Source organism: Spirosoma endophyticum, assembly GCF_900112365.1.
GTDB lineage: Bacteria > Bacteroidota > Bacteroidia > Cytophagales > Spirosomataceae > Spirosoma > Spirosoma endophyticum.
Window position 1 is genome coordinate 1 of sequence record NZ_FOLQ01000033.1, and the last position, 24,122, is coordinate 24,122.

12 protein-coding genes and 1 pseudogene are annotated in these 24,122 nt (G+C 46.8%); all 13 read left to right on the top strand.

What is annotated here, in order from left to right:
- The coding region (locus tag BM202_RS33250; protein WP_143100758.1) for an integrase core domain-containing protein at positions 1–287 on the top strand (287 nt) is incomplete at its 5' end.
- Positions 288–867: 580 nt separating this feature from the next.
- Positions 868–1,503, top strand: coding sequence for an RNA polymerase sigma factor (locus tag BM202_RS33255; protein WP_245776909.1), 636 nt, complete (start codon positions 868–870; stop codon positions 1,501–1,503).
- A gap of 33 nt (positions 1,504–1,536) precedes the next feature.
- Complete coding sequence (locus BM202_RS33260; RefSeq protein ID WP_143100832.1) at positions 1,537–2,658, top strand: FecR family protein; 1,122 nt, start codon at positions 1,537–1,539, stop codon at positions 2,656–2,658.
- A gap of 186 nt (positions 2,659–2,844) precedes the next feature.
- Complete coding sequence (locus tag BM202_RS33265) at positions 2,845–6,243, top strand: TonB-dependent receptor (protein ID WP_218160646.1); 3,399 nt, start codon at positions 2,845–2,847, stop codon at positions 6,241–6,243.
- An 11-nt stretch (positions 6,244–6,254) separates the two neighbouring features.
- Complete coding sequence (locus BM202_RS33270; RefSeq protein WP_093834398.1) at positions 6,255–7,769, top strand: RagB/SusD family nutrient uptake outer membrane protein; 1,515 nt, start codon at positions 6,255–6,257, stop codon at positions 7,767–7,769.
- Positions 7,770–7,805: 36 nt separating this feature from the next.
- Positions 7,806–9,182, top strand: a complete 1,377-nt coding sequence (locus tag BM202_RS33275) for a sulfatase-like hydrolase/transferase (RefSeq protein ID WP_093834437.1) — start codon at positions 7,806–7,808, stop codon at positions 9,180–9,182.
- Between the two features lie 164 nt (positions 9,183–9,346).
- A complete protein-coding gene (locus BM202_RS33280; protein ID WP_218160647.1) occupies positions 9,347–11,635 on the top strand; it encodes a GH92 family glycosyl hydrolase in 2,289 nt (762 codons plus the stop codon).
- 765 nt (positions 11,636–12,400) lie between these two features.
- Positions 12,401–13,551 (top strand): annotated as a pseudogene (locus BM202_RS38585) (integrase core domain-containing protein).
- A 222-nt stretch (positions 13,552–13,773) separates the two neighbouring features.
- Positions 13,774–14,370: an RNA polymerase sigma factor gene (locus BM202_RS33290; protein WP_143100833.1), complete on the top strand. Its 597-nt coding sequence runs from the start codon at positions 13,774–13,776 to the stop codon at positions 14,368–14,370.
- Positions 14,371–14,439: 69 nt separating this feature from the next.
- Positions 14,440–15,522: a FecR family protein gene (locus tag BM202_RS33295; protein ID WP_093834404.1), complete on the top strand. Its 1,083-nt coding sequence runs from the start codon at positions 14,440–14,442 to the stop codon at positions 15,520–15,522.
- A 217-nt stretch (positions 15,523–15,739) separates the two neighbouring features.
- A complete protein-coding gene (locus tag BM202_RS33300) occupies positions 15,740–19,225 on the top strand; it encodes a SusC/RagA family TonB-linked outer membrane protein (protein ID WP_177236788.1) in 3,486 nt (1,161 codons plus the stop codon).
- 10 nt (positions 19,226–19,235) lie between these two features.
- The gene (locus BM202_RS33305; RefSeq protein WP_093834408.1) at positions 19,236–21,074 is read left to right on the top strand and encodes a RagB/SusD family nutrient uptake outer membrane protein; all 1,839 of its coding nucleotides are present in this window, start codon (positions 19,236–19,238) and stop codon (positions 21,072–21,074) included.
- The gene (locus tag BM202_RS33310) at positions 21,043–24,108 is read left to right on the top strand and encodes a SusC/RagA family TonB-linked outer membrane protein (protein ID WP_093834410.1); all 3,066 of its coding nucleotides are present in this window, start codon (positions 21,043–21,045) and stop codon (positions 24,106–24,108) included. Before BM202_RS33305 ends, BM202_RS33310 begins: the two co-directional genes overlap by 32 nt.
- Positions 24,109–24,122: the final 14 nt, after the last annotated feature.

Sequence of the window (24,122 nt, forward strand, 5' to 3'; positions counted from 1 at the left end):
CGTTTCATCCTATGACCCAAGGAAAGATCGAACGTTACCATCGCTCGATGAAGAACGTTCTGTTGTTGGAACACTACTACAGTCCGGATGAACTAAGAACTCGCCTAACGGAGTGGGTAGACTATTATAATCATCAACGGTACCATGAATCACTGGACAACGTACGGCCAGCCGATGCTTACTGGGGCCGCCAGGATCAGATCTTGGCCGAACGGCAAAAAACTAAGCAGCTAAGTTTGTCTCAACGCCGGAAAAGTCATATTTTTCAGCGAGCCCAAAGTGGCTAAAACCATCTCTTCTCTTTTCACCCGCATCTGTCCACTTTTACTTGACGACGTACAACAGGCGGCTTAAACTCCAGTTAAAACTGGCTCACAAAAGGGGGTAAGAACACCACCAGTATTGATTCAATGATCCAGATGGTGCGCGTATTATAATGCGTCAGGCGTCGAATTACCCAGTGTCCCACCAGGCATGTACCCATTATAGGCCATGCAGGATCTCGTACAGACCCAGTAAAGCCCCAACGTCAGCGGTGCAATCCCGATTAATTACTTCTCAATAATCTTACTACGGCTTAATTGTTGGTAAGTGCGACAGGCCAACGATTTTTAATTTCGAATGCAACAGATCTCTACGACAATCAGTCACATAGGGTCAAGAGTTTCTTCACTTAAATTTAAATTACTAAGAGTAGGCTAACTGCCTTTTACTAAGGCCAAGTAAGGAATGGATTTAATAGCTGTTTTTAATTTAAGCCAAAACAGTCGCAATTTTCTTTTCTTTACCCGATCGCTTGTCCAATTGAGACTATAATTCCAGAAGTCAGTAAAATGAATTGTCTTACTAGGCGATAAATTTGCATCTTTGTTAGAAAGAAGTGCATTGGTGTATACGCTGGACCATATCGACGATAGTCTACTTTGGAAAGCCTTTATTAAAGGGGACGATCATGCATTTACCCAATTGTATGATCGCTACGTGCGTATACTGTATAGTTACGGTCTTAAAATGCAGCCCCAACCCGCTATTGTCGAAGATGCGGTTCAGGATCTGTTTGTCGATCTCTGGCGGCTACGTAGTGGATTGAGTGAAACCGATTCCGTTAAATTTTATCTTTTTCGGGCCTTGCGCCGTCGTTTGCACAAATCATTGCGACCCGAAGAATTACCGATGCATGATTCGCCGGACGATTTTAGTGCCTACATGGGGGTCGAACCCTCCTTTGAAGACGTACTTGTTACGTCCGAACTCGCTGAACAAAAGCTGGAAAAGCTACAACACTGGCTCGACAAGCTGCCCATTCGCCAGCAGGAGGCTTTATTGCTTCGCTACTATCAGGATTTCAGCTACATAGAGATTGCTGCTCTCTTCTCCATCACTGAACAATCGGCCCGTAACCTCGTCCAGAAAGCCCTTCATAAACTGCGTCAACTGGCTTTTCTGATGATCCTGCCTCCTTTTTACTATATCATAAATTTTTTTTCAGGCTTAGGGGGTTGAAACATCCGCCCCCGCGCTTTTGCTTAACAGAGAGTGATACGTACCATTTATTCTCTGAAAAAGCACATCATGGAGGAAACGGATTATAGCGCTACTACTTTTCTGGAAGATTCTGCTTTCCGGCAATGGGTTCGGGCTCCTACCCCTGGTACGGATGCGTACTGGCGGGAATTTATGCGCCAACATCCGGGTGCTACTGATGGAATCACCAAAGCACGTGAGGCCCTTCGGTTGATGGATGCCCGTACGGAGACTGATTTCCCGACAAATGAGCAAATCCAGCGGATGAAGGGCATCATTAAAGAACGTACCGAGGAAAGACCAGTTCGGCCGCTCTGGTCTCCGGTGTGGCGATGGGCAGCGGCTGCCAGTGTGGCGTTGATCGTTGGCCTGGGGTGGTGGTTTCAAATGCATCAGACGTCATCCGATACGCTTTATCAGCAACTAACTGCTCAGGCAGAAACGCCATTGCTGGAAAAGGTAAATACGGGGTCCCAGTCCCTATTGGTGAATTTACCTGACGGTAGCACTGTAGCATTACAGCCAAAGAGCCGCATTAGTTATGCATTATCCTTAGCCAATAATAGTCGCCGGGAAGTGTATTTGGCAGGAGAGGCTTTCTTTGAGGTCGTTAAAGATCCTCAACGTCCTTTTCTGGTTTATGCCAACGAGCTGGTGACAAAGGTAGTAGGGACCAGTTTCTGGGTTAAAGCTATCGATCAGGAGCAGAAGGTAACGGTTTCGGTACGTACCGGACGAGTGGCGGTTTTCAGCCGTACTGATGCTGCCCCGTTAAGTGCCAATCGAGAACAGGACGAAGTGATGCTGACGCCCAACCAGCAGCTTGTTTTTGACCGCCAGTATATCCACATGCAGAAAACACTGGTACCACAACCAGAACTGGTAAATTCAGCCGCCAGCGTACCAACGTTTGAGTATCGCGATGCGCCTGTGAGTCAGGCGTTTTCTGATCTGAAAAACGCTTACGGAATTAATATTGACTATGATGAGACTGCCATGAAGCACTGCCTGCTGACAGCATCGCTAACGGATGAGCCGTTGTATGAAAAATTAAAATTAATCTGCAAGGGCATTCAGGCGCAGTATCAAATACAGGACGACCACATCGTAATTACAGGTCAGGGATGCCCCTGAACAAAAGCCCTTTTTAACCTCACAACCCACTTTTATGATTCAAACGCAATAGTGTACTTCTAAAAAAGGCTGACCAGGTTGCCGCCTGATCAGCCCAATAAGCCCCGACACTAATGCTGATCCGTTTGCCGCGGATACGGGGTTCGTTTTGCCAAATTTTCTAAACGCACAAAACAGGTTGAATCTATGAAAAAACATCGACTCTTAGACGTCAGATGGCGCACCCTTATGCAAATAAGTTGCTTACAACTGATTTTCGTTGCTTTGCTGTCCGTTATGGCACAGGCGACTCCCGGCTCAGGTCAAGGCGTTTTGAATCGCAAAATCAGCGTTCAGTCGACCGGTCAGGACATACGTACTATCTTGACGCTCATTGAAGAACAGGCTAACGTCAAGTTCCTCTACAGCAGTAACCTGATTGGTGCTGATCGAAAAGTCTCGTATACTGTTCAGCGTGAACGGCTTGAGACTGTTTTGAATACTATTCTCAAACCGCTGCAGATCAGTTATGAAGTGTCGGGGCGGCAGATTATTCTAAATCGGTTGAGTACGTCGCTGATATTGGCGAGTTTGCCGCTTTCCTTAGTGAAACCAACGGAACCGATTGACCGCACGGTTACTGGTTTAGTAACGGATCAGGCCAATGGCGAAGCGCTGCCGGGCGTTAGCGTTGTTGTTAAAAACTCAACTCGCGGAACCACTACCGACGGCGAAGGCCGATACAGACTAGCCCTACCCGAAAATGAGGCGGCACTCCTTGTGTTTTCATTTGTTGGCTATCAATCGCAGGAGGTGGAAATCGGCAATCGATCGGTTATTGATATGGCATTGACCGTGAGCGACAAGACGCTCAATGAAGTGGTCGTGGTTGGATATGGCGTACAGAAAAAAGTAAACCTTACCGGCGCCATATCAATCGTAGATATCAAAAAACAGGAGAATGCCCCTGTAACTAATGCTTCGCAGTTGTTGCAGGGCGTTGAAGGAGTCTATGTTAACCAACCCGGCGGACAACCCGGCCGCGATGTCGCCACGATTCGTATTCGGGGCGTTGGTACTCTTAACAATAACAATCCGCTGGTGCTGGTCAATGGCATTGAGTTTCCGCTCGAAAACATAAACCCGGCTGATGTTGAAAGCATTTCGGTACTAAAAGATGCAGCGTCTGCTTCGATTTATGGGTCGCGTGCCGCCAATGGCGTGGTGCTGATTACCACCAAGGGCGGCAAAAAAGACAAGTTTACGGTTGATTACAATTACTACACGGGCAATCAATACGTAAACTACCTGCCCGATTTTGTCAAAGATCCTATTCAGTTCATGCAACTACGGAATCAGGCCCAACGGAATGAAGGCAAACCAACGGTTGATTACTCGGATGCCCTGATCGAAGAATACAAACAGGGTCTGTTGAAGGACTCGAATATATATCCGAATAATGATTGGCTGAACATTATGTTCAATCCAGGCAATATACAGAATCACGACATCCGTTTTTCGGCTGGCAGCGACAAGCTTACATACGCCTTATCACTCAACTATCTGACCCAGACGGGCGTACTGCGGGGTACCGACTCAAAACGATACGCGCTTAATTACAACACCGTAGCTACGGTAAACGAACGATTAAAGATCGGAGCCTTCATCAATGCCTCCTACCGAGACATCAACGAACCGGTTGCGGGGGTAGCCAACCTGATGGAGATGACCTTTAAGGCGCAGGCTTTTTATCCAACTTATTTGCCGGATGGCCGCTACGCCAATACATTCATTCGTACACCAGGGCATAATGTTTTCCGAAATCCGTTGGCCCTTGCAGACGAGGGCAAGAATAACAGTACGTTGCAACAAATACTGTTAAACATTTTTGCGGAATATAAATTGCCGTTGAATATTACCTATAAACTAAATGGCGCACTCAATAAAGCGGACAATTTAACAAATCAGTTTGTGCCCGAAGTTTATACGTATCAGGTAAAAACCGGCGAAGCGCAACTCATCCCGTATGATGGGCAAGGCAATCGTGGGACAAGGCAAACAAATTCCGGTGCACTGAATACTACGCTTTTCAATACTCTTACCTGGGAAGGTACTATCCAGAAAAAGCACAACCTAAAATTACTGGCCGGTTATAGCCTCGAATCATTTACTAACCGCAATTTTTTCGCCCGCAATGAAGGGTATCTTGGCAATACCCTTCAGGAGCTTAATGCCGGATCATCAAATCCTGCGGTGGGGGGCACCTCGTCTGAATCTAGACTTCAATCATTTTTTGGCCGCCTAAACTATAATTTTAACGAAAGATACCTAGCGGAAGTCAATTTTAGGTACGACGGCTCTTCTCGCTTTGCGCAGGGTCACCAATGGGGATTTTTCCCTTCGATTTCGTTAGGATGGCGGATCAATGAAGAAAATTTCATGAAAAATGTTGCCTGGGTTGATGAGCTAAAACTGCGGGCTTCCAGTGGTCAATTAGGGAATCAGAATATCGACCTCTTCCGCTATGTTAACCTGGTGGCGCTTGGGCGGGATTACCCGTTTGGGAGCACCATTTCATCAGGTGCGGCTGTAACGGCTTATAATGACCCCACCATAACCTGGGAAACGACCACCATCAGCAATATAGGTATTGACGCCAGCCTGCTTCAAAACAAAGTCACATTCACGGCTGAGTTTTTTAAGAAGCGCACCACGAACATTTTGAGCACAGTGCCTATTGCTGGCCAGATTGGCGCGTTGGCCGGTCCAATCCAAAACATCGGTACCGTCGATAATACCGGACTTGAAATAAGTGCAGGATTTAGACACAAAATCAACTCGTTTACTATCAACGTAAGCGGTGGGTTTACGTATGTGAAAAATAAAGTGGTTGATTTAAAAGGGAGCGTGATTTACTCAGGCCGTAATATTATTAAGGAAGGTTCGCCAATCAATTCGTACTTCCTGATTAACAGCATCGGGATATTCCAAAATCAGGAAGAAATAAAGAACAGTCCATTCCAGAATCTGAATACTAAACCCGGTTATCTGAAGTATCAGGACGTTAATGGAGACAACGTTATATCTGAATCGGACCGGGTGATACAGGGCTCAAACATCCCAACACTAACGTATCAATTCAATGTCAATCTGAGCTACAAACGCTTATCCTTCAGTACATTTTTCCAGGGCGTTGGTAAGGTGTTTACCTATACCGAAAACATTGGCGCAATGCCGTTCTGGTTCGGTACATCCGTGACAAAGGAATGGGTTACTGATGCCTGGACTCCCCAGAATACCACCGCCCAGTTGCCTATTGTAACGACTTTCGAGGGAAGCCAAACCGAGAATTACCGCAATTCAAATTTCTGGCTCAAAAATGCGGCTTACCTACGCATGAAGAACATACAGCTTAGTTATGATTTGCCGGAAAAATGGGTGGGGAAAATAGGAGGCAAGAAAGCTAAACTATTCATCAACGGACAAAATCTGCTGACGTTTACGCCCCTTAAAGGGTTCGATCCGGAAAAAAACCTCAACGGTACCAACTTCTATGAGTTTCCGACGGTAAAGACCTTCACTACGGGTATTAATGTCACTTTCTAAATCCACCGAACATGAAAAACTATCGTTTTAATGCACTGATTATCGGCCTTCTATTTCTTCTGCAAAGCAGTTGTCAAAACGATCTGGTGGTTAATCCGAAAGATCAATATAGTGAAACCACGTTTTGGGTAACGCAGGCCGATGCACTGGCTGGCCTGTCTGGCTGTTATAATGCGCTGTTTGACTGCCAGAGTTGGTTTTACGAAACAGACATGATCACCGCCAACGGCCTAGCTTATAATGCCACTAACGGGACCGATGCCATAGCCCGAGGCGTGCATACGCCCATTACGGATTTGATAACCGGCCGTTGGATACAGGCCTATCGCGGAGTGGGCCGGGCCAACACGTTCCTGGCGAAAATTGGCAAAATAAACGGCATGGCGGACGAGCTAAAAAACCGAACTATTGGCGAAGCCAAATTTTTACGTGCTTTTTTTTATCTGGGACTTGTCGACTGCTTTGGTGGTGTGCCGCTAATCGTTGATGAACCGAATCTGGCGACGCAGGCTACCTTGCCCCGAAACACAAAAGAGGAAGTTGTCACGCAGATTCTGAAAGATCTGGATGAGGCTATTCCGGTGCTGCCCGATACGTATAGCGCCGGAAGTGACCTCGGACGTATTACAAAGGGAGCGGCCTTAGCCCTGAAAGCTAGAGTATTGCTTTATAACGGGCGTTGGGCCGACGCGGCAACGGCGGCAAAAACATTGATCGACCGCAAAACCTTTACGTTATTCCCCCATTACCGCAACTTGTTCCTGCTGGCGAATGAGCGGAATTCGGAGGTAATATTTAATGTAGAATATCAGTCGCCACGCTTTCTGCACAATCTTGACTACGACAGCTATCTGCTTAACCGTCCAGCCCCGACCCGTAATCTGGCTGATGTCTATCTGATGACTGATGGCAAACCGAAAGAAGAGTCCCCACTGTATGATCCAGCCAAGCCGTTTGAAAACCGAGACCCTCGCCTACTTCAAACAATTTATCCTGTCGATTATAAATTTAACGGACGAGTGACGGCCGCAAACAACGTACCGACGACTGGATTTGGGCTAAAAAAATACACGAATCTCACGGATAATGAGGCACAACCAGCTCCTGCTACAAACACCGGCCAGATCAATATTATTTTTATTCGGTATGCCGAAGTGTTACTGACGTATGCAGAAGCGCAGAATGAAGCGGTTGGTCCAGATGCAAGCGTTTACGATGCTATTAATACGTTGCGAAAAAGGGCGTCCGTCAATATGCCTAACCTTACTACTGGTCTTAGCCAGGCAGATATGCGTACCCAAATCCGTCGCGAGCGACGGGTCGAACTGGCTTTCGAGGGGTTGTATTATAGCGACATAAAACGCTGGAAAACAGCAGAGATCGAAAATAATAAACCCGTGCTGAATTATCTAAATGTAGTAGTTGGCCAACGTAGCTTTAATAAAGACAGGGATTATTTATGGCCAATACCCAGTACTCAAACTCAGATAAACCCTAGCCTCGCTCAAAATCCGGGCTGGTTTTAACCAAACATGTCATTGTTTACAAAAACAGGGTTTATCATGAACAGAATTAACCGAATACTGCTCGTTACAAATGTCGTACTAAGTGTTTCGTCCCGGTTTGGATACGCACAAACGAACGCTGGCCGGGCAGAAAACAAACCAAATGTGATCGTTATTTACACCGACGATCAGGGAACGCTTGATCTGAATATTTATGGGGCAAAAGACCTGATGACACCTAATCTGGATCGGCTGGCACGTAGCGGCACGAGGTTCTCCCAGTTCTATTCGGCATCCCCCATTTGTTCGCCTTCCCGTGCGTCAATGCTCACCGGCCGGTATCCACAGCGTGCTGGTCTGGTCGACAATGCGGCCGGAACCTATGGCGGGGGGGGGATGCCGGGTAGCCAGTATACAATGGCCGAGATGTTCAAAGATGGTGGCTATAAAACTGCACATATCGGAAAATGGCATATTGGGTATTCGCCCGAAACGATGCCCAACCAGCAGGGATTTGATTATTCGTTCGGGTTTATGGGCGGTTGTATCGACAGTTATTCCCACTTTTTTTACTGGGGCGGGCCTAACCGGCATGACCTGTGGCGAAATGGCCAGGAAATCTGGGCGGCAGGCAAGTACTTCCCTGATATGATGGTGAGTGAGGCCGGCAAGTTTATGGAAGAAAATAAAGACAAACCGTTCTTCCTTTATTTTGCAATTAACGTACCGCACTACCCGCTTCAGGGAGAGAAAAAGTGGCTCGATCAGTACAAAAACCTGCCATCGCCCCGTAATATGTATGCCGCTACAGTCTCTACGATGGATGAGAAAATAGGGTTGCTATTGAAAAAACTTGATGATCTGAAGCTGACCAAGAACACAATCATCGTTTTTCAGTCCGATCAGGGGCATTCTGAAGAAGAGCGCACATTTGGCGGAGGAGGTTTTGCCGGGCCATACCGTGGATCAAAGTTTAGCGTGTTTGAGGGCGGTGTGCGCGTGCCTGCCTTCATAAGCTGGCCGGGGCATATTCCCGTCAATGCGGTACGTGACCAGTTTGCCACCAACATCGACTGGTATGCCACCCTATCGGACTACTGCCACATCGCGCTCCCCAATCGCAAAATTGACGGTCGCAGTTTAACAAAAGTTATCGCTTCGGCGCAGGAAAAATCGCCACACCAGGATTTCTACTGGCAAAGCCTGGGGAGCAAGGATAACCCACAATGGGCCGTGCGCGAAGGTGACTGGAAGCTACTCCACAGCCCAATACAGGCCAAGTCAGGCGATGTAGATGGCCAAAACTACATGTTAATAAACATGAAAACGGATAGCAGCGAAACAACTAATGTCGCGTCAAAACATCCCGAGATCGTTCAGCGCCTTCAACAGAAATACCAGACCTGGATTAAAGAGGTCGTGAATCAGGAGTAAGCTTGCTTTAGCTTAGTCGTCCGTAAAACGGTACGTCGTCACGAACGAGTAAGCTAAAATACGTGCGCTGACAACGTACCGTTTCCTGGTTTCAGGAAAGAGAATTGGTATGCCTTGCTGTCTGCCCATTGTTACGTTCAACAAATTTCATTTACGCATTTGCCGTGAAAAAAAGACATTTCGGTGTGGCCACATTTGGCCTTGTAGTGCTCATACGTATTGCTCAGGCTCAAACCAACGATCTGGTACATTATGCCAATACGTTACAGGGAACAAACAGCAAATTTGAACTCTCCTACGGAAACACGTATCCGGCAACGAGTGTACCGTTTGCCATGAATACCTGGACACCGCAAACCGGCAAAAACGGCGATGGCTGGAAATACCAATACTTTCAGACTAAAATAAGGGGATTTCAGCAGTCTCACCAGTGTAGTTCTTGGATGAATGATTACGCTGTTTTTTCGTTGATGCCCGTAACGGGAAAATTGGTTGTGACCGATGACGAACGGGCCACTACGTTCTCGCATAAAAATGAAGTCGCCCATCCCGACTATTACCGCGTAAAGCTGGATAATGATATTGTGACAGAAATGACCACTACCGAGCGTGGTGCTCATTTGCGGTTCAGCTTCCCTAAAACCGGCGCGGCTTATCTTGTCCTCGACGGTTATACCAAAATGAGCCAGGTACATATTGTTCCGGGCGAACGTAAGATTACGGGTTGGGTAAATAATTGCCGCTGGGCACCGAAAAACTTCAAGAATTATTTCGAGATCATTTTTGATAAGCCCTTCAAATCCTACGGCACCTGGGAAAATAAAAAAGGAACAATTAAACCGAACAATAGCACCGATGAAGGCGAGGGCAAAGGAGCCTATCTTGAGTTTGCACCGGGCGATGTTGTACAGGCAAAAGTGGCCTCATCCTACATCAATGCCGAACAGGCTACCCTGAACGTAAGCACTGAATTGGGCAAATTTCACTCGTTTGATGAGACCAGAGCGGCATCCACAAAAATTTGGAACGAACTGTTTAATCGTGTGCTGGTGGAAGGCGGCACCGAGGAACAAAAGGCCACATTCTATTCCTGCCTGTTCCGGGCCAATTTGTTTTCGCATCGCTTTTTTGAACTGACAAAAGAGGATAAGCCCTATTATTTTAGCCCTTATGATGGGAAGATATACGATGGCTACATGTACACCGACAATGGGTTTTGGGACACCTTTCGGGCGCAGTTTCCGCTGAATACCATTTTGCACCCCAAAATGCAGGGCCAGTATATACAGGCTTTACTGGCTGCCCAGCAACAATGCGGTTGGCTTCCGTCCTGGTCGTGCCCAGCTGAAACGGGTGGTATGATTGGCAACCACGCCATATCGCTGATTACCGACGCCTGGGTTAAAGGTATCCGCACGGTTGATCCTGAGCAGGCGCTGAAAGCCTACTATCATGAAGCGAACAATAAAGGTCCGTGGGGCAGTGCAAATGGACGTGGCTACGCCAGAGAGTATAACGCGAATGGTTACGTACCCTACTCGAAATACACACAAGGCGCAACGGCCCAATCGCTTGAATATGCCTATGATGATTTTTGCGGGTATCAGCTCGCTACATATACCGGGAATGAAAAGTACATGGCTTCTTTTGGGAAAAACATGTATAACTACAAAAGCATGTACGATCCCGGCACCCGGTTCATGCGGGCAAAAGATAGCATGGGCAACTGGATAGTACCGTTTGATCCACTGGAGTGGGGTGGCCCCTATACGGAAGGGAATGCATGGCATTGGCAGTGGTCGGTTTTTCATGACATCCAGGGACTCATTACCCTCATGGGCGGTACTAAAAACTTTACGGCTAAAATCGATTCGGTTTTCTCTCAACCATCCACCATCAAGGTAGGTGGCTATGGTTCTGTTATCCACGAAATGACCGAAATGGAACTGATAAAAATGGGTCAATACGCTCATGGTAACCAGCCAATACAGCATTTAATATACCTGTACAATTATGCCGGTCAGCCGTGGAAGAGCCAGCTGCTCGCTCGTGAAGTGACAGAAAAGCTATACAATGCCACCCAAAACGGGTATCCGGGCGATGAGGACCAAGGCCAAATGTCGTCCTGGTACATACTAAGCGCTTTGGGGATTTATAGCGTCTGTCCGGGTACAGATCAGTATGTTATAGGCAGCCCAATCTTCAAAAAAGTAACCCTCACGCTGGAAAATGGTAAGAAATTTATCATCCAGGCCGACAACAACAGTAAGCAGAACGTTTACATCCAATCGGCTACGTTGAATGGTAAGTCTTATACGCACAACTGGTTAAGCCACTACAGCATCACGAATGGCGGCACACTTAGGTTAAAAATGGGTAACAAACCCGCTTATAATCGTGGACTAGCAACAGAAGATAAACCTTTTTCTGTATCAACTTTAAAAACGAAATAAATTCACCTGACAAGTTCACTTATCTTTTTGGTTATCAACAAATTAGCGCAATTATTGGATTCACACTGTGTCAATCTAAGGAAGTTTTACTCCATTTACTGAGTAAAAAACGTAGAAATTACATGTATGTTAGGTGCTATTCCTTCTCCCCTATTTATACTGTTTTTGAACATCCTATATCTCACATACTTGCCGTATATGCTCTTAAATATGAGCGCTTTTAGTTCCTACTTAAACGCTCCTACTACGATTGGCCAAAGACATGCCCTAATGACTCTTATTCAGTTGTATCGCTTCCATTAAATAGTATTTTACCAATGTGCAATTTAAAAGGCAAATTTTTATTCGCTTTACAATATTTGTACTTTTCCTAGTGACCGTTCATAAAAGGCAACCTTTTGTGAACGATTTCAGACGTCGGAACTGAACGTTGAGCTATCATCACAAGTCATCATGAGCGTTCAATTGGCCAAGGGTTTTCGTGAACGATTTAGTTGAAATTGTTGATTGTATTTATTCAAGAAGTGTACAATAATTATTAAATTAGTGTATTGATCCTAAAAATAGAATATTTCTCTGATGTAAATGTTAATCAAATACTCGTAATATTAATGGTTGGGAGTGGCTAACATTCGTACGAAATGTCCCATAATGCCGCTCCGAAAAACTAAATAAACCAAGTAGCCATCACAGATAGTTTAGCCGGGGCGCCGATGCGGTTGATTCATTTATCTAGTTATTACCTGAAAAAAGTCTTTAAAACGCATAATTTGCCAAGCTGAAACTAGTACCGTCGTTGCTGAAGTCTGTCGCAAAATGGGCATTAGTGAAGCGACGGCACGGGCCGCTCCGCTTCTACAACTGGGAGAAAAAGTATGGTGGCCTGTGCGTTTCCGAATAGCGTCGGCTTCGTCAGCTTGAGTAAGAGAATCAGTTAGTTACCGATCTAAGCCTAGTCAAACAGATGCTTAAGGACGTTATCAAAAAAAAGCTCTAAGGCCACAGGGCCGCCTGTGCGGCTCAACGCCATGTGCTGGTCTAAAGCTTGTTGACGGACTATCAAATATCGAACCGTAGGGCGTGCGTCTTGATTCTGTTAGGCCGCTCTACCTGGCACTACAAGTCTCGACGACGGGATGAATCAGTACTCCGAAAGCGGATTCGGGAGATCGCTGATACTCGAGTGCGATATGGTAGTCAGCGTATTTTTACTTTATTAAGGCGAGAGGGCTGGCGCGACAATCATAAGCGCGTATATCGCTTGTATCGTCTGGAAGGCCTTAATTTGCGTAGTAATCGCCCTCGACGTAAGCGATCAGCGGCTCATAGGCTAGATTGACCTATATTCTCCAGTATTCATCAGTACTGGATCGGTCCACCGTGGCGGTATGGATTTTCTGGCAGGTCGATTCTTTGATGGGTGGAAAATACGGGCCTTAGCTATACGGGGCCGCCTGAGCGGTCGATAATTTTAGTCGGCAGTGTGTACAAATTCTTGTTGGTCAGTCATTAAGTCAATAAAGGGTAAAGACATAGTTGAGGCAATGGAACGGCCCCTAAACGTATCTAAATGGACAATGGAAGTGAATTTATCTCAAAAGTAATGGATCTATGCGGGGCCGCCCGTGCGGGCCTATGATAATGATGTGACGTCAGACTTTTCTTGGCTCGGGAAACCGGCTGATAACGCTTTTATTGACCGGGTCGCCAGCTCGATTATTTAATAGAAGTTTCCAAGACGAGTGTTTGAACGCCAATTGGTTCTTATCTTTAAAAATGTTCAAGAAAATATTGAGCATTGGCGACAAGAATAAAACTCGTTTCGCCCACAAAGTTCTCACGGCGAGCTAACGCCTGATGAGGTTGTAAAGGGCACTAAAAAAAGAACAAATGAACGCCCGATCCTCAATCTTTGAGTAGTCCAATAAGTGGGGAACATCCCAGGTTGCTTAAACTCCATTCAAAACTGGATCATTAAACTAGATAAGGGCAATTTAACCATCCAAATTAAGTAGGTACCAGTATAAGAGTGACCTTGTCAACAAGTAAGATTTAAGGGTTTATCACTTTTGTTACAGAAATTATTGGTAAATTTTCAGTTGCCTGAGTGTATTGGTTTGCTCTAAAAATTCCGTCCCGTGCAATCATTATCTGATAACGAAATATGGGCATCCTTTCGGCAGGGAGACCGGATGGCATTTACCTGGATCTACAACCGAAACATTAAAGATCTGCTAAGGTATGGTTACCGGGTTTCTACTAATCAGCAACTCGTTAAAGACAGTATTCACGATCTATTCCTGCATTTATGGCTTCATCGTGAGAATCTTTCCAATACCGATAATATTCGCTTCTACCTGTACCGGTCGCTACGTAACAAAATCGTTCATAATAGTAAGGAGTTGTATCCGGTCACCCTGCCTGATGTTGAACAAATACTGGACAAGGTTTTTAGCGATTTGCCTTTGGAGCACGCTATCATTGAGCAGGAAGACTCTGAAGAGCAGATCAGAGTGCTTAGAAAGGCCATTGACCGACTGCCTAAACGCCAGCAGGAAGTAATTCAACTGCGCTATTTCCACGATTTCTCCCTTGAAGAAATAGCCTCTGTTATGCAGATCAATAATCAGTCAGTACGTAATCTCATTCACCGATCTATTTCCCAGCTAAAAGAATTTGTTGAATTGGCTGGCTGGCTTTTGTTGCTCGTATCTAACCATATCAATAAATTTTAAAAATATTTTTATATCATTTTGAGTACAACTGTCTTAAAGTTCCATTTAGACAGTTGGTTGCCATGCCATATGCTTGAGAAATACGCTACATACGATCGCGACGACTTCGTTCAGGACGGAGAATTTATTCGGTGGGTTAAATACCCTGACCCGAAGAATGATCTCTTTTGGTCTTCACTTCTGGACATCTACCCCTTTCAGCAGGATACGATTATGCAGGCCAGACAAATTGTACTGAAATTAAGCGCAGCTACGTGCAACGACGTTAGCGAACAGGATGTGGACAGTATCTGGCAAAATCTCCAGCTCTCCATTGGCCAGCCGGTTAAGGTCATTCCACTTTGGCAACGGGCATGGGTCCGGATGGCTGCTGCAGTGTTTTTATTGGTTGGCGGATTGGCCGTGTGGCAGTTGCTTCATGAGGAAACAAATCTGGTATCAATAAGTCGTGACGCGTATGGTGTATTATCGGGTAATTTAACCCAGGTTTCTAATAATACGACTGATTCGATGATTATAAAACTTCCGGATAATAGTCGTATAACACTGTCGCGTGGAGCTAAGCTTCGGTACAAAACCCATTTCACCGATTCCATACGTGAGGTTTATTTAACCGGCGAAGCCTTTTTTGAGGTTGCGCGCAATCCCCAAAAACCATTTATAGTTTATACGAGCGAGCTAATAACCAAGGTATTAGGAACGAGTTTCTGGATAAAAACCAACGTAGACGATAAACACATAACCGTAGCAGTAAAGACCGGGAAAGTGTTTGTCTACAAAAAAACGAAGGGCGTTTCGGCTGACCAGTTTGCGGGCGTTGTGTTGCTGCCCAATCAACAGACTGACTATAAACCCGATTCAGACAAGTTGAGTCGCACGCTCGTCGAAGAGCCATTACCTGTTCTGCCTGATAATGAACGTCAGGCGTCTACGTTCGATAATGTTCCGGTTACTGAATTGCTCGATAATCTCGAAAAGTCGTATGGCGTAGACATTCAATTCGATAGGAGTGTACTTACGGGTTGTCGGCTAACTACTTCATTCAAGGATGAATCGTTGTTTCAACGACTGGAAGTGCTGTGTGAAGCGATTAATGCTACGTATAAACTGGAAGAAACACGCATTGTGATCAATGCCCAACGATGTCTGTAGACTCACGGGAATAATTTAACCAAACTGAGCGCGCCTATGCTATGAACTATCCAACTCAATACTGAGCCCGACGCTTAGCAACTCAGGGCTTGTCTCCTCGCTATTTGATGACGTATATATCTATCCGTTAGTTAGGTATAGGAATGTTATTGCCTAATAATCAAGAATGATCAAATCAATGGGAAACGTTTACAATTCTCTAAATTTCCGAATCCTGATGAGAGTGCTACTGATATTATTTGTGACAGTGGTCGTTTTCACAAATTTTACGCTGGCTCGTGAGCCAGCCGTACAGGATTTGCTGAACAAGAAGATTACCCTGAAAACAGAAAACCGGAGTCTGGCCGAAGTACTTTTACTGATCGGAAAGCAGGTAGATATTACTTTTACGTACCGTACCAAATTATTGCCCGAACAGCCGGTCGTTTCGGTCAATTATCGAAACGATAAATTATCGACTATACTGAATCAATTACTTACACCAATCAGCGTAAAATACAGGATTATTGGTAAGCAAGTTGTACTGACGCCTAACGAATCCGAGTCAAACTCTTCCACGACGGACGTAGTGGAACCAAACCACAATGCTAAAGCCGAGATTCCAGTTACGGGATCGATTGTGGATGATAAAGGAGAGAAGCTTCCGGGGGTAACAGTGTTGATTAAAGGAAGCCAGCGAGGCACCACAACGGATACGGAGGGGAAGTTTTCCATTAATGTTCCAAACCGGGAAACGGTTCTTGCTTTTTCCTACGTAGGCTTTTTCTCGCAGGAAATCACAGTCGGAAACCGGACTAAAATCGACGTAGTGTTGAAAGGCGACGATAAGACGCTCGATGAAGTGGTCGTAGTGGGGTTTGGTACGCAAAAAAAGGAGAGCGTAGTCGGGTCGATTGTGCAGACGTCCAATGAGGAACTAAAACGAGTGGGCAACGTAACCGACCTCAAACAGGCGTTGACCGGAAACTTGCCTGGCTTAACAACAATCACTGCCAGTGGTGAGCCAGGGGGAACCGCCAATGGAGAAAGTGCCACATCTATTTTCATTCGTGGACGTAATACCTGGAATGGAGGACAGCCGCTCATTATGGTCGATGGAGTTGAACGTAACATGGAAAACATCGACGTCAACGAGGTGGCTACGGTATCGGTTTTAAAGGATGCCTCGGCAACAGCCGTTTTTGGGGTGAAGGGCGCTAATGGTGTTATCCTGATTACCACCAAACGGGGCTCTGAATCTAAACCGCAGCTTGCCGTTTCGTACAATGCAACAGCCTTATCGGTTTCCCGATTGCCCGATAAGCTGGACTCCTATGAAGCCATCATGCTCCGAAATGAGATGATTGAGCGCGAGGGGACCATCAATCCGGTTTCGTGGGGCGACTACGTACCGTATGAAGTAGCGCTACGTTACCAGCGTCCCCAAAGCGATATCAACGCAATTCTCTATCCGAATGTCGACTGGAAAAATGCCATGTTCAAGGATGTATCCTGGTCGCAGAAGGCAAATCTGAACGTAACGGGGGGAACCAAATTTGTTAAATATTTCGGGTCGCTGGCGTATCTGAATGAGAGCGATATGTTCAAAAAGTACGAGAATAATAAAAATTACGATCCTAGCTATAGTTTCAATCGGTTTAACTTCCGGAGCAACCTGGATTTTAGAGTTACCGGAACCACGAACCTCAAAGTCAATCTGGCTGGTTTTTACAGCCAGAAAAATACCAACTATTCCTATGCCAGCGGTACGTCGGGCACCAACCCGCTTGCCTGGGCGGCAGCGTATCGGTTTCCACCGGATGCTATTTTGCCACAATACCCGGATGGAAGCTGGGGACAGAACTATGCGCTGCCGCCGGAACAGCTTCAAAATCCCGTTGCACTGATTTATAATACGGGCGTTTGGGAGCGCCGTGAAGTAGCCTTAAATACCGATTTCACCCTTGAACAGAAGCTGGATTTTCTTACAAAAGGGCTTAGTGTGACGGGCTTGTTATTCTATGATAACAGCCTGCAAACCGTTGGTGGTATTACGGATCAAAATCATGTGCGTCCTGAGGGTAATCTGCTCGGTAAAATTGTTTACCCGAATCGGTATACCGGCGAAGGGCAAGACCCCAGCCAGTACACGGAAACCACGCCCGTCACCGCTGCCAATGCGTTTGATTGGGTAGCGAGTCCATGGACTGTCAGCCCCGAGGAAGTATCCTCGACTTTTGTCGGTTATCTGCCCATCCGGCGCCGATTAATGTATCAGTTGCAGTCGAATTATACCCGCGCTTTCGATAAGCACAATGTGGGGGCGATGGGCTTATTCAAACGCGAACAGTTTGCACAAGGAAGTATGTTTCCGAGTTACCGCGAAGACTGGGTGTTTCGGACGACTTACGATTACGATTCCAGGTACTTATTTGAGTTTAATGGCGCTTACAACGGGTCTGAAAAATTCGGCCCCGGCTATCGCTTTGACTTTTTTCCATCTTACGCGTTTGGCTGGAATGTTTCCAATGAAAAGTTCTTTAAAGTTCCTGCGATCAACCATTTGAAATTTCGCTACAGCGCTGGAACGGTTGGGGATGATGCCGGGGGGGCAAGATGGGCCTACCAGTCTCAGTATACATATGGAAATTCCAGCCTGCTAAATGCGAACCCAAACGAAAAAAGCCCTTATCTCTGGTACAAGGAATCGATTGTCGGTAACCCGGATATTCACTGGGAAAAAGCCCGGAAACACAATTATGGCGCTGAAATAGGTCTTTTCAACGATCTGATTCAGATGAACTTCGATTACTTCACGGAAAACAGAACCGACATCATCATTACGGGCGCTTCCCGGGCCATTCCTCCCTATTTTGGCGCAACACCGCCTTCGGCAAACCTGGGTCAAGTAAAATCAAAAGGATATGAACTGGAGCTAAAAGTTAATAAGCGGTTTCCTTCCGGCATAAACCTTTGGGGTAATTTCGCTTTCACCCACACTCAGAACACCGTTATAAATCGGGACGATCCGGCCTTACAGGCTGCCTATCAGAAGCAGGCTGGTTATCAGATCGGGCAAACCCGAAGTTTGATCAATACCGGTTTTTATAATAACTGGGATGAAGTATATGCCAGCGTACCGCAGCAAACCAATGACCAGTCCAAGTTGCCGGGTTATTATAATACGCTGGATTACAATGCCGATGGCGTCATTACCAGCAACGACGATGCCGTTCCATTTGGGCACTCCGACGTACCGCAGAACAATTACAACGCGTCGTTCGGGGCTAGTTATAAAGGATTCTCCATCATGCTGCAGTTTTTCGCGGTTAACAACGTATCCAGAAACATCCCGCTCGACAACTTTTACCTGTATCAGAACGTGCTTTTTTCCCACGTACGCGACCACTGGTCAAAAGACAATCAGGATGCTACGTCCTTTCTCCCCAGGTGGAAGTCGCAGGGGCAATTCATCGGAAATTACTTCATTTATGACGGATCATTTGTGCGGCTGCGCACAGCCGAGGTGGCTTACACCGTGCCAAAGACTCTAACAAACCGACTGGGCGTTTCTTCGCTACGTTTCTTCGTCAATGGCAACAATCTACTTTTCTGGTCAAAACTTCCTGATGACCGGGAATCAGCCGCTTCGGGCGGAGCCGCTAATGCCGGTGCTTATCCTACGCCACGACGCATAAACTTTGGTATCGACTTAACTTTTTAATACAGAGGTCATGATCAGAAATAAACTGCACGGACTCAGACATTGGCTGGTAAGCAGTATGGTGTTCGTCGCGTTTTTTGCCAGTAGTTGCGAAAGTTATCTTGACCGGGCTCCTGAAGCAACCATATCGGACAAAGATGTATATGGGAGTTTTATCAGCTTCCAGGGCTTCGTGGAGGAGATATACAACAGTGTGGTTGACATTCATAAAGTGCTGGGTGGTAATCAGTTTTACAATTTCAGCGCTTCCGATGAAGTGTTGTCTACTGTGCCGTTGCCATGGGACGATGGCAACTACTGGAATCAGACCACCTTTTTGTATGGCGCTACCCCCAATTTTAACTACTATTCTAACCTTACCGGGATGCGGGTATGGCCGTTTGCCTGGTACGCTATCCGAAAAGCAAACCTTGGTTTGAGTAAGCTGGATTTGCTGGAGGCCACACCTGAAGAGAAGAACGCTATCAAAGGCCAATGCCTGTTTTTTCGGGCCTTTTTTCACTTTGAATTAATGCGCTATTACGGGGGACTTCCCTACGTCGATGAAGTACAGAGTTCGTCGGAAGCCCTTACGTTACCCCGACTTACGTATAAAGAAACGGCGTTGAAGGTTGCTAAAGATTTTAAAGAAGCCGCTGATTTATTACCGTTGAAATGGGACGGGACTACTATGGGTAGTGCTACGCTAGGCAACAACGCGCAGCGGATCACGAAAATCCATGCTTTGTCGTTGCTGGGTAAAAACTTGCTGTATGCCGCAAGTCCCATGATGAACGAGTCCTCGACTGGCCAGAATGCCTATGATACGGATCTGAGTAAGCAGGCTGCTGATGTGTTGGCCGACGTGATTAAAATATGCAAGGAAACCGGCGTATATCGGCTACAAACCTGGGCCACGTGGACGGATAACTTCTGGGTTTGGTCACCCAGTAACCGTGATCGGCCAGGTGGGACCGAAGTCATCATGAACCAAACCATTTATATTCCGAGTTACGTTCGGTTTACCACCAATCGCACCAGCAATCCGGTGCAGTTTGGGGCGGGTAACAACCGGGTTGAAGTGCCTACGCACAATTTCATCAAAAATTATGGAATGGCCAACGGCCTGCCCATTAATGATCCGGAGTCGGGCTACAATCCGAACGATCCCTGGACCGGACGTGATCCGAGATTTTATGTAGATATTATTTATGACAACGTCCGTATGGTGGATAATGCCACCGCAGCTGCGGCCAAACAGAATGAATTTGCCCAGTTAGCCAACAACGGCCTGCACCGGAATGGTACGACTGCCAGCAGCAACGTAGCAGGGAGCGTAACCGGGTACTTTTACAAAAAATGGACACCGAAAGGCTGTAATCCCTGGGATAATCGCTGGGGAAGTTTCCAGTCCTATCATCCGCAGATGCGCTTGGCTGATGTGTACCTGATGTATGCCGAAGCCGTCCTCCACGGTTATGGATCGCCCCTTTCTCAATCGCCGGGGGCTGCGTTAACGGCTGTCGATGCGGTCAACACCATCCGAAACCGCGCTACGTTGCCCAATCTGGCCGGCAAATACACGGGCTCGAAAGATGCTTTTATGAAAGAAATTATTCGGGAACGGGCGGTTGAGTTTGCGTTTGAAGGGCATCGCTTTTTCGATCTGCGCCGGTGGAATATCGCCGGGAACGACGAATACCTTCAGAAAACAGCGATTGATTTCGACCGGGCAGCCAACGGTAAGCCCACTAATTTGAAGGAACGCGTGGTGGTTACCCGCGTTTTTGAAAAAAGACATAACTGGCTTCCATTTCAATTGAAAGACACGAAACTGTATGAAGGATTTCCACAAAATCCAGGGTGGTAAACATCAATACGTCGTGTCATCCCTTAACCAGTTTAAACACATGAAGAGCATATACGTATACCTGAGCTACTTATTGCTGTTGTGCCCAATTGTGGCCGTGGCTCAGAAAAAAGTAGCTCCGCCGATGGTGATCAAGTCGACCGTGGTAGATGAAAATGGGGCGCCCATTAGTGACGCAACTGTCTATGGTAACGAAGGTACCGCCGTTAGCAAGACTGATGCAAGTGGTCAGTTTGCCATTACTATCCCGACCCTGGGCGATCTACTTATTGAAGCGCCCGGATTTGAATCCGTCGTTTTTAAGCCTGGCGACTACAGTAATCAGGAAAGACTGAGCTTAACAAAATCACCCTTCCTGTTTGGGCAGCAAGACGTAGTAAATGTTGCCTTTAGCAAAATCAAAAAAGGGAATCTGATTAATGCTGTCAGTATTCTGAATCCTGACGATCTCAGACAATTCGACAATACGCAAAGCATTTCCTCAGCACTCAGCGGCCTGATTCCTGGCATGCTTGGCAGTTCAAATATCCGGGGGATAGGCAGTCCTATGTTTGTGGTCGATGGTTTGCCGCGCGACGTGAGCACCCTCAATCTATCGGAGGTGGCGCAGATTTCGGTTCTGAAAGACATCAACTCGGCCATTCTGTACGGCAACGATGCGATCAACGGCGTCGTGCTTGTAACAACCAAACGCGGACAGGCCTACAAGAAGCAGATCAATGCAACCGTTTTTTACGGAATCTCGCGGCCCAGCGCTTTACCGGAATACCTTCCGTCGGCCGATTACATGGAATTGTATAACGAAGCGCGGCTGAACGATGGACTGGGTATTCAGTATTCGCCCGCTCAAATCCAGAACTTCAGAACCGGTAACCCTTACCGATACCCTAGCGTAGATTATTATTCGAGCGAGTATTTAAAGAAAATGAGGCCATTGTCGAGGGCAATGGTCGATTTTTCGGGAGGAAACAACGTAGCAACGTACTATACGAACATCGGCTGGACCCAAACCGGAAGTCTTTACAACTTTGGCGAAGGCAAATCCATGGCATCCAACGTATTCAACGTGCGGGGGAATATTGATCTGAAAATTAATCCCTGGATTAAAAGCGCGCTGGATGCCGTTTTTGTGCTGAACGACAATAACATGCCGCAGGGGAGCTTCTTTGCCAATGCCGCTACGCTCCGGCCGAACCTGTACGCGCCGTTGATTCCCATCTCGCTGATCGACCCGGAAAATGCGCTGCTCAAAGGACGTAAAAATGACGTTGATGGAACGTATCTGATTGGCGGGACGGCCGCTTATCTGACGAGCCCCATCGCGTCTGGCTACTCGGGTGGGCAAAACCGGCAGTTGCAGCGGGTATTTTCCTTTAACAACCGGATAGATTTCGATCTGGGCCGTTCGATTCCCGGGCTGGCCTTTCACACCAATCTAAGCTTCGATTTCCTGACCCTCTACGATCAGTTTATCAGCAATAGTTACGCGGCTTATGAGCCAACCTGGTCTGATACACAAGACCGTATCGTCAGCCTTCGGAAGTATGGGGAAGATGTACGTAGCGGGACACAGAATGTCGGCAATGCGTCATACCGACGCCGGATCGGCTTTTATGGACTACTAGATTACAGTAAGAACGTAGATGATGTACACCAGATTACCGGATCATTGTTGGCTTATCTGACCAGCGACAAGGTGCAGGGTGATATACAGGGAAATAAAAATGCCAATCTGGGTTTGCGACTGGGCTACGGTTACAAAAACAAATACCTGGTAGATTTCAGCAGCGCCTTCGTAAACTCCGTTAAACTACCCGCCAACAACCGTATGGCTTTCTCCCCATCGCTGGGCCTTGCCTGGGTACTGAGTTCGGAAGGGTTTATGTCGTCGGTGTCGTTTATCAATTATCTGAAAATTCGGGCATCGGCGGGTTTGCTGAACTCAGACAACGGCATCAGCGGATTTTTTAATTACGACGAGCGCTATACGAGTTCTGGCAGTTATTCGTGGTACGAAGGCACCCGGTCGCGGGGTGGTGTAATCGCCCAGAACGGAGGCAATGCCAATCTGGCTTTTGAAAAACGGAATGAACTGAACATAGGCTTCCAGAGTCTGCTGTTTGGCAATCGGCTATCGCTGGATGCCAATGTGTTCACCAGTTTGTATTACGACCAGATTGCCCGACCTCAAACCATCTACCCAAATTATTACTCCACCTTCATTCCCTACCGAAACTTTGAAGATAATGCTTACCGTGGAGCCGAGCTGGGGCTTTCCTACCGCGAGAAATGGGGTGACGTCAAACTGGTGGTTGGCGCCAACGTGCTCTATGCGGATTCGAAGGTTAAAAAACGGGATGAGCTGTACGCAACCAGCAACCGGAATCGTACCGGTCAACCCGTCGACGCCCGCTTTGGCTTGGCTTCGGATGGCTTTTTCACCAGCCGGAGCGATATCGAAAGCCACGAAACGCAGGCATTCGGAACCGTGAAACCGGGTGATATAAAGTACAAAGACCAAAACGGCGACGGCATTATCGATGCCAACGATGAGGTACGTATTGGGCGGGGGCAGGCTCCGTTTTCGTATGGCCTTAATCTCCGCCTATCGTATAAAAACCTGACTCTGTTTGCGCGCGGCAACGGACGTATGGGAGCTGATGGCGAAATCTCGAACAATTACTTCTGGGTCGATGGCGACGATAAGTATTCAACTTTCGTGCTGAACCGCTGGACGGAAGCTACGCAGGCCACCGCTACGTTCCCCAGGCTGAGTTCTATTGCCAACACCAATAATTACCGCAGCTCTGATTTCTGGTTGTACCGCGATAACTTCTTTACCGTCGATCGCGTGCAACTTACCTATGCGGTTCCGCTCAAGGTGTCAAACAAGCTGAATGTGCGGGGATTCTCGGTTTTTGCGGATGCGTCGAATCTGGTCATGATTTCAAAATTCCGACAGTTCAAGGAACTGAACATTGGCAGCGAACCGCAGTACCGGTCTTATTCTCTGGGTCTGAACATCTCGTTTTAATTCGCGAAAAAAAT

What these genes read in the sequence shown, in the direction of transcription:
- BM202_RS33265 (WP_218160646.1), top strand. Translation starts at nt 2,845, where the DNA reads ATGAAAAAACATCGACTCTTAGACGTCAGATGGCGCACCCTTATGCAA.
- BM202_RS33295 (WP_093834404.1), top strand. Translation starts at nt 14,440, where the DNA reads ATGCTTGAGAAATACGCTACATACGATCGCGACGACTTCGTTCAGGAC.
- BM202_RS33300 (WP_177236788.1), top strand. Translation starts at nt 15,740, where the DNA reads ATGAGAGTGCTACTGATATTATTTGTGACAGTGGTCGTTTTCACAAAT.
- BM202_RS33270 (WP_093834398.1), top strand. Translation starts at nt 6,255, where the DNA reads ATGAAAAACTATCGTTTTAATGCACTGATTATCGGCCTTCTATTTCTT.
- BM202_RS33275 (WP_093834437.1), top strand. Translation starts at nt 7,806, where the DNA reads ATGAACAGAATTAACCGAATACTGCTCGTTACAAATGTCGTACTAAGT.
- BM202_RS33310 (WP_093834410.1), top strand. Translation starts at nt 21,043, where the DNA reads ATGAAGGATTTCCACAAAATCCAGGGTGGTAAACATCAATACGTCGTG.
- BM202_RS33305 (WP_093834408.1), top strand. Translation starts at nt 19,236, where the DNA reads ATGATCAGAAATAAACTGCACGGACTCAGACATTGGCTGGTAAGCAGT.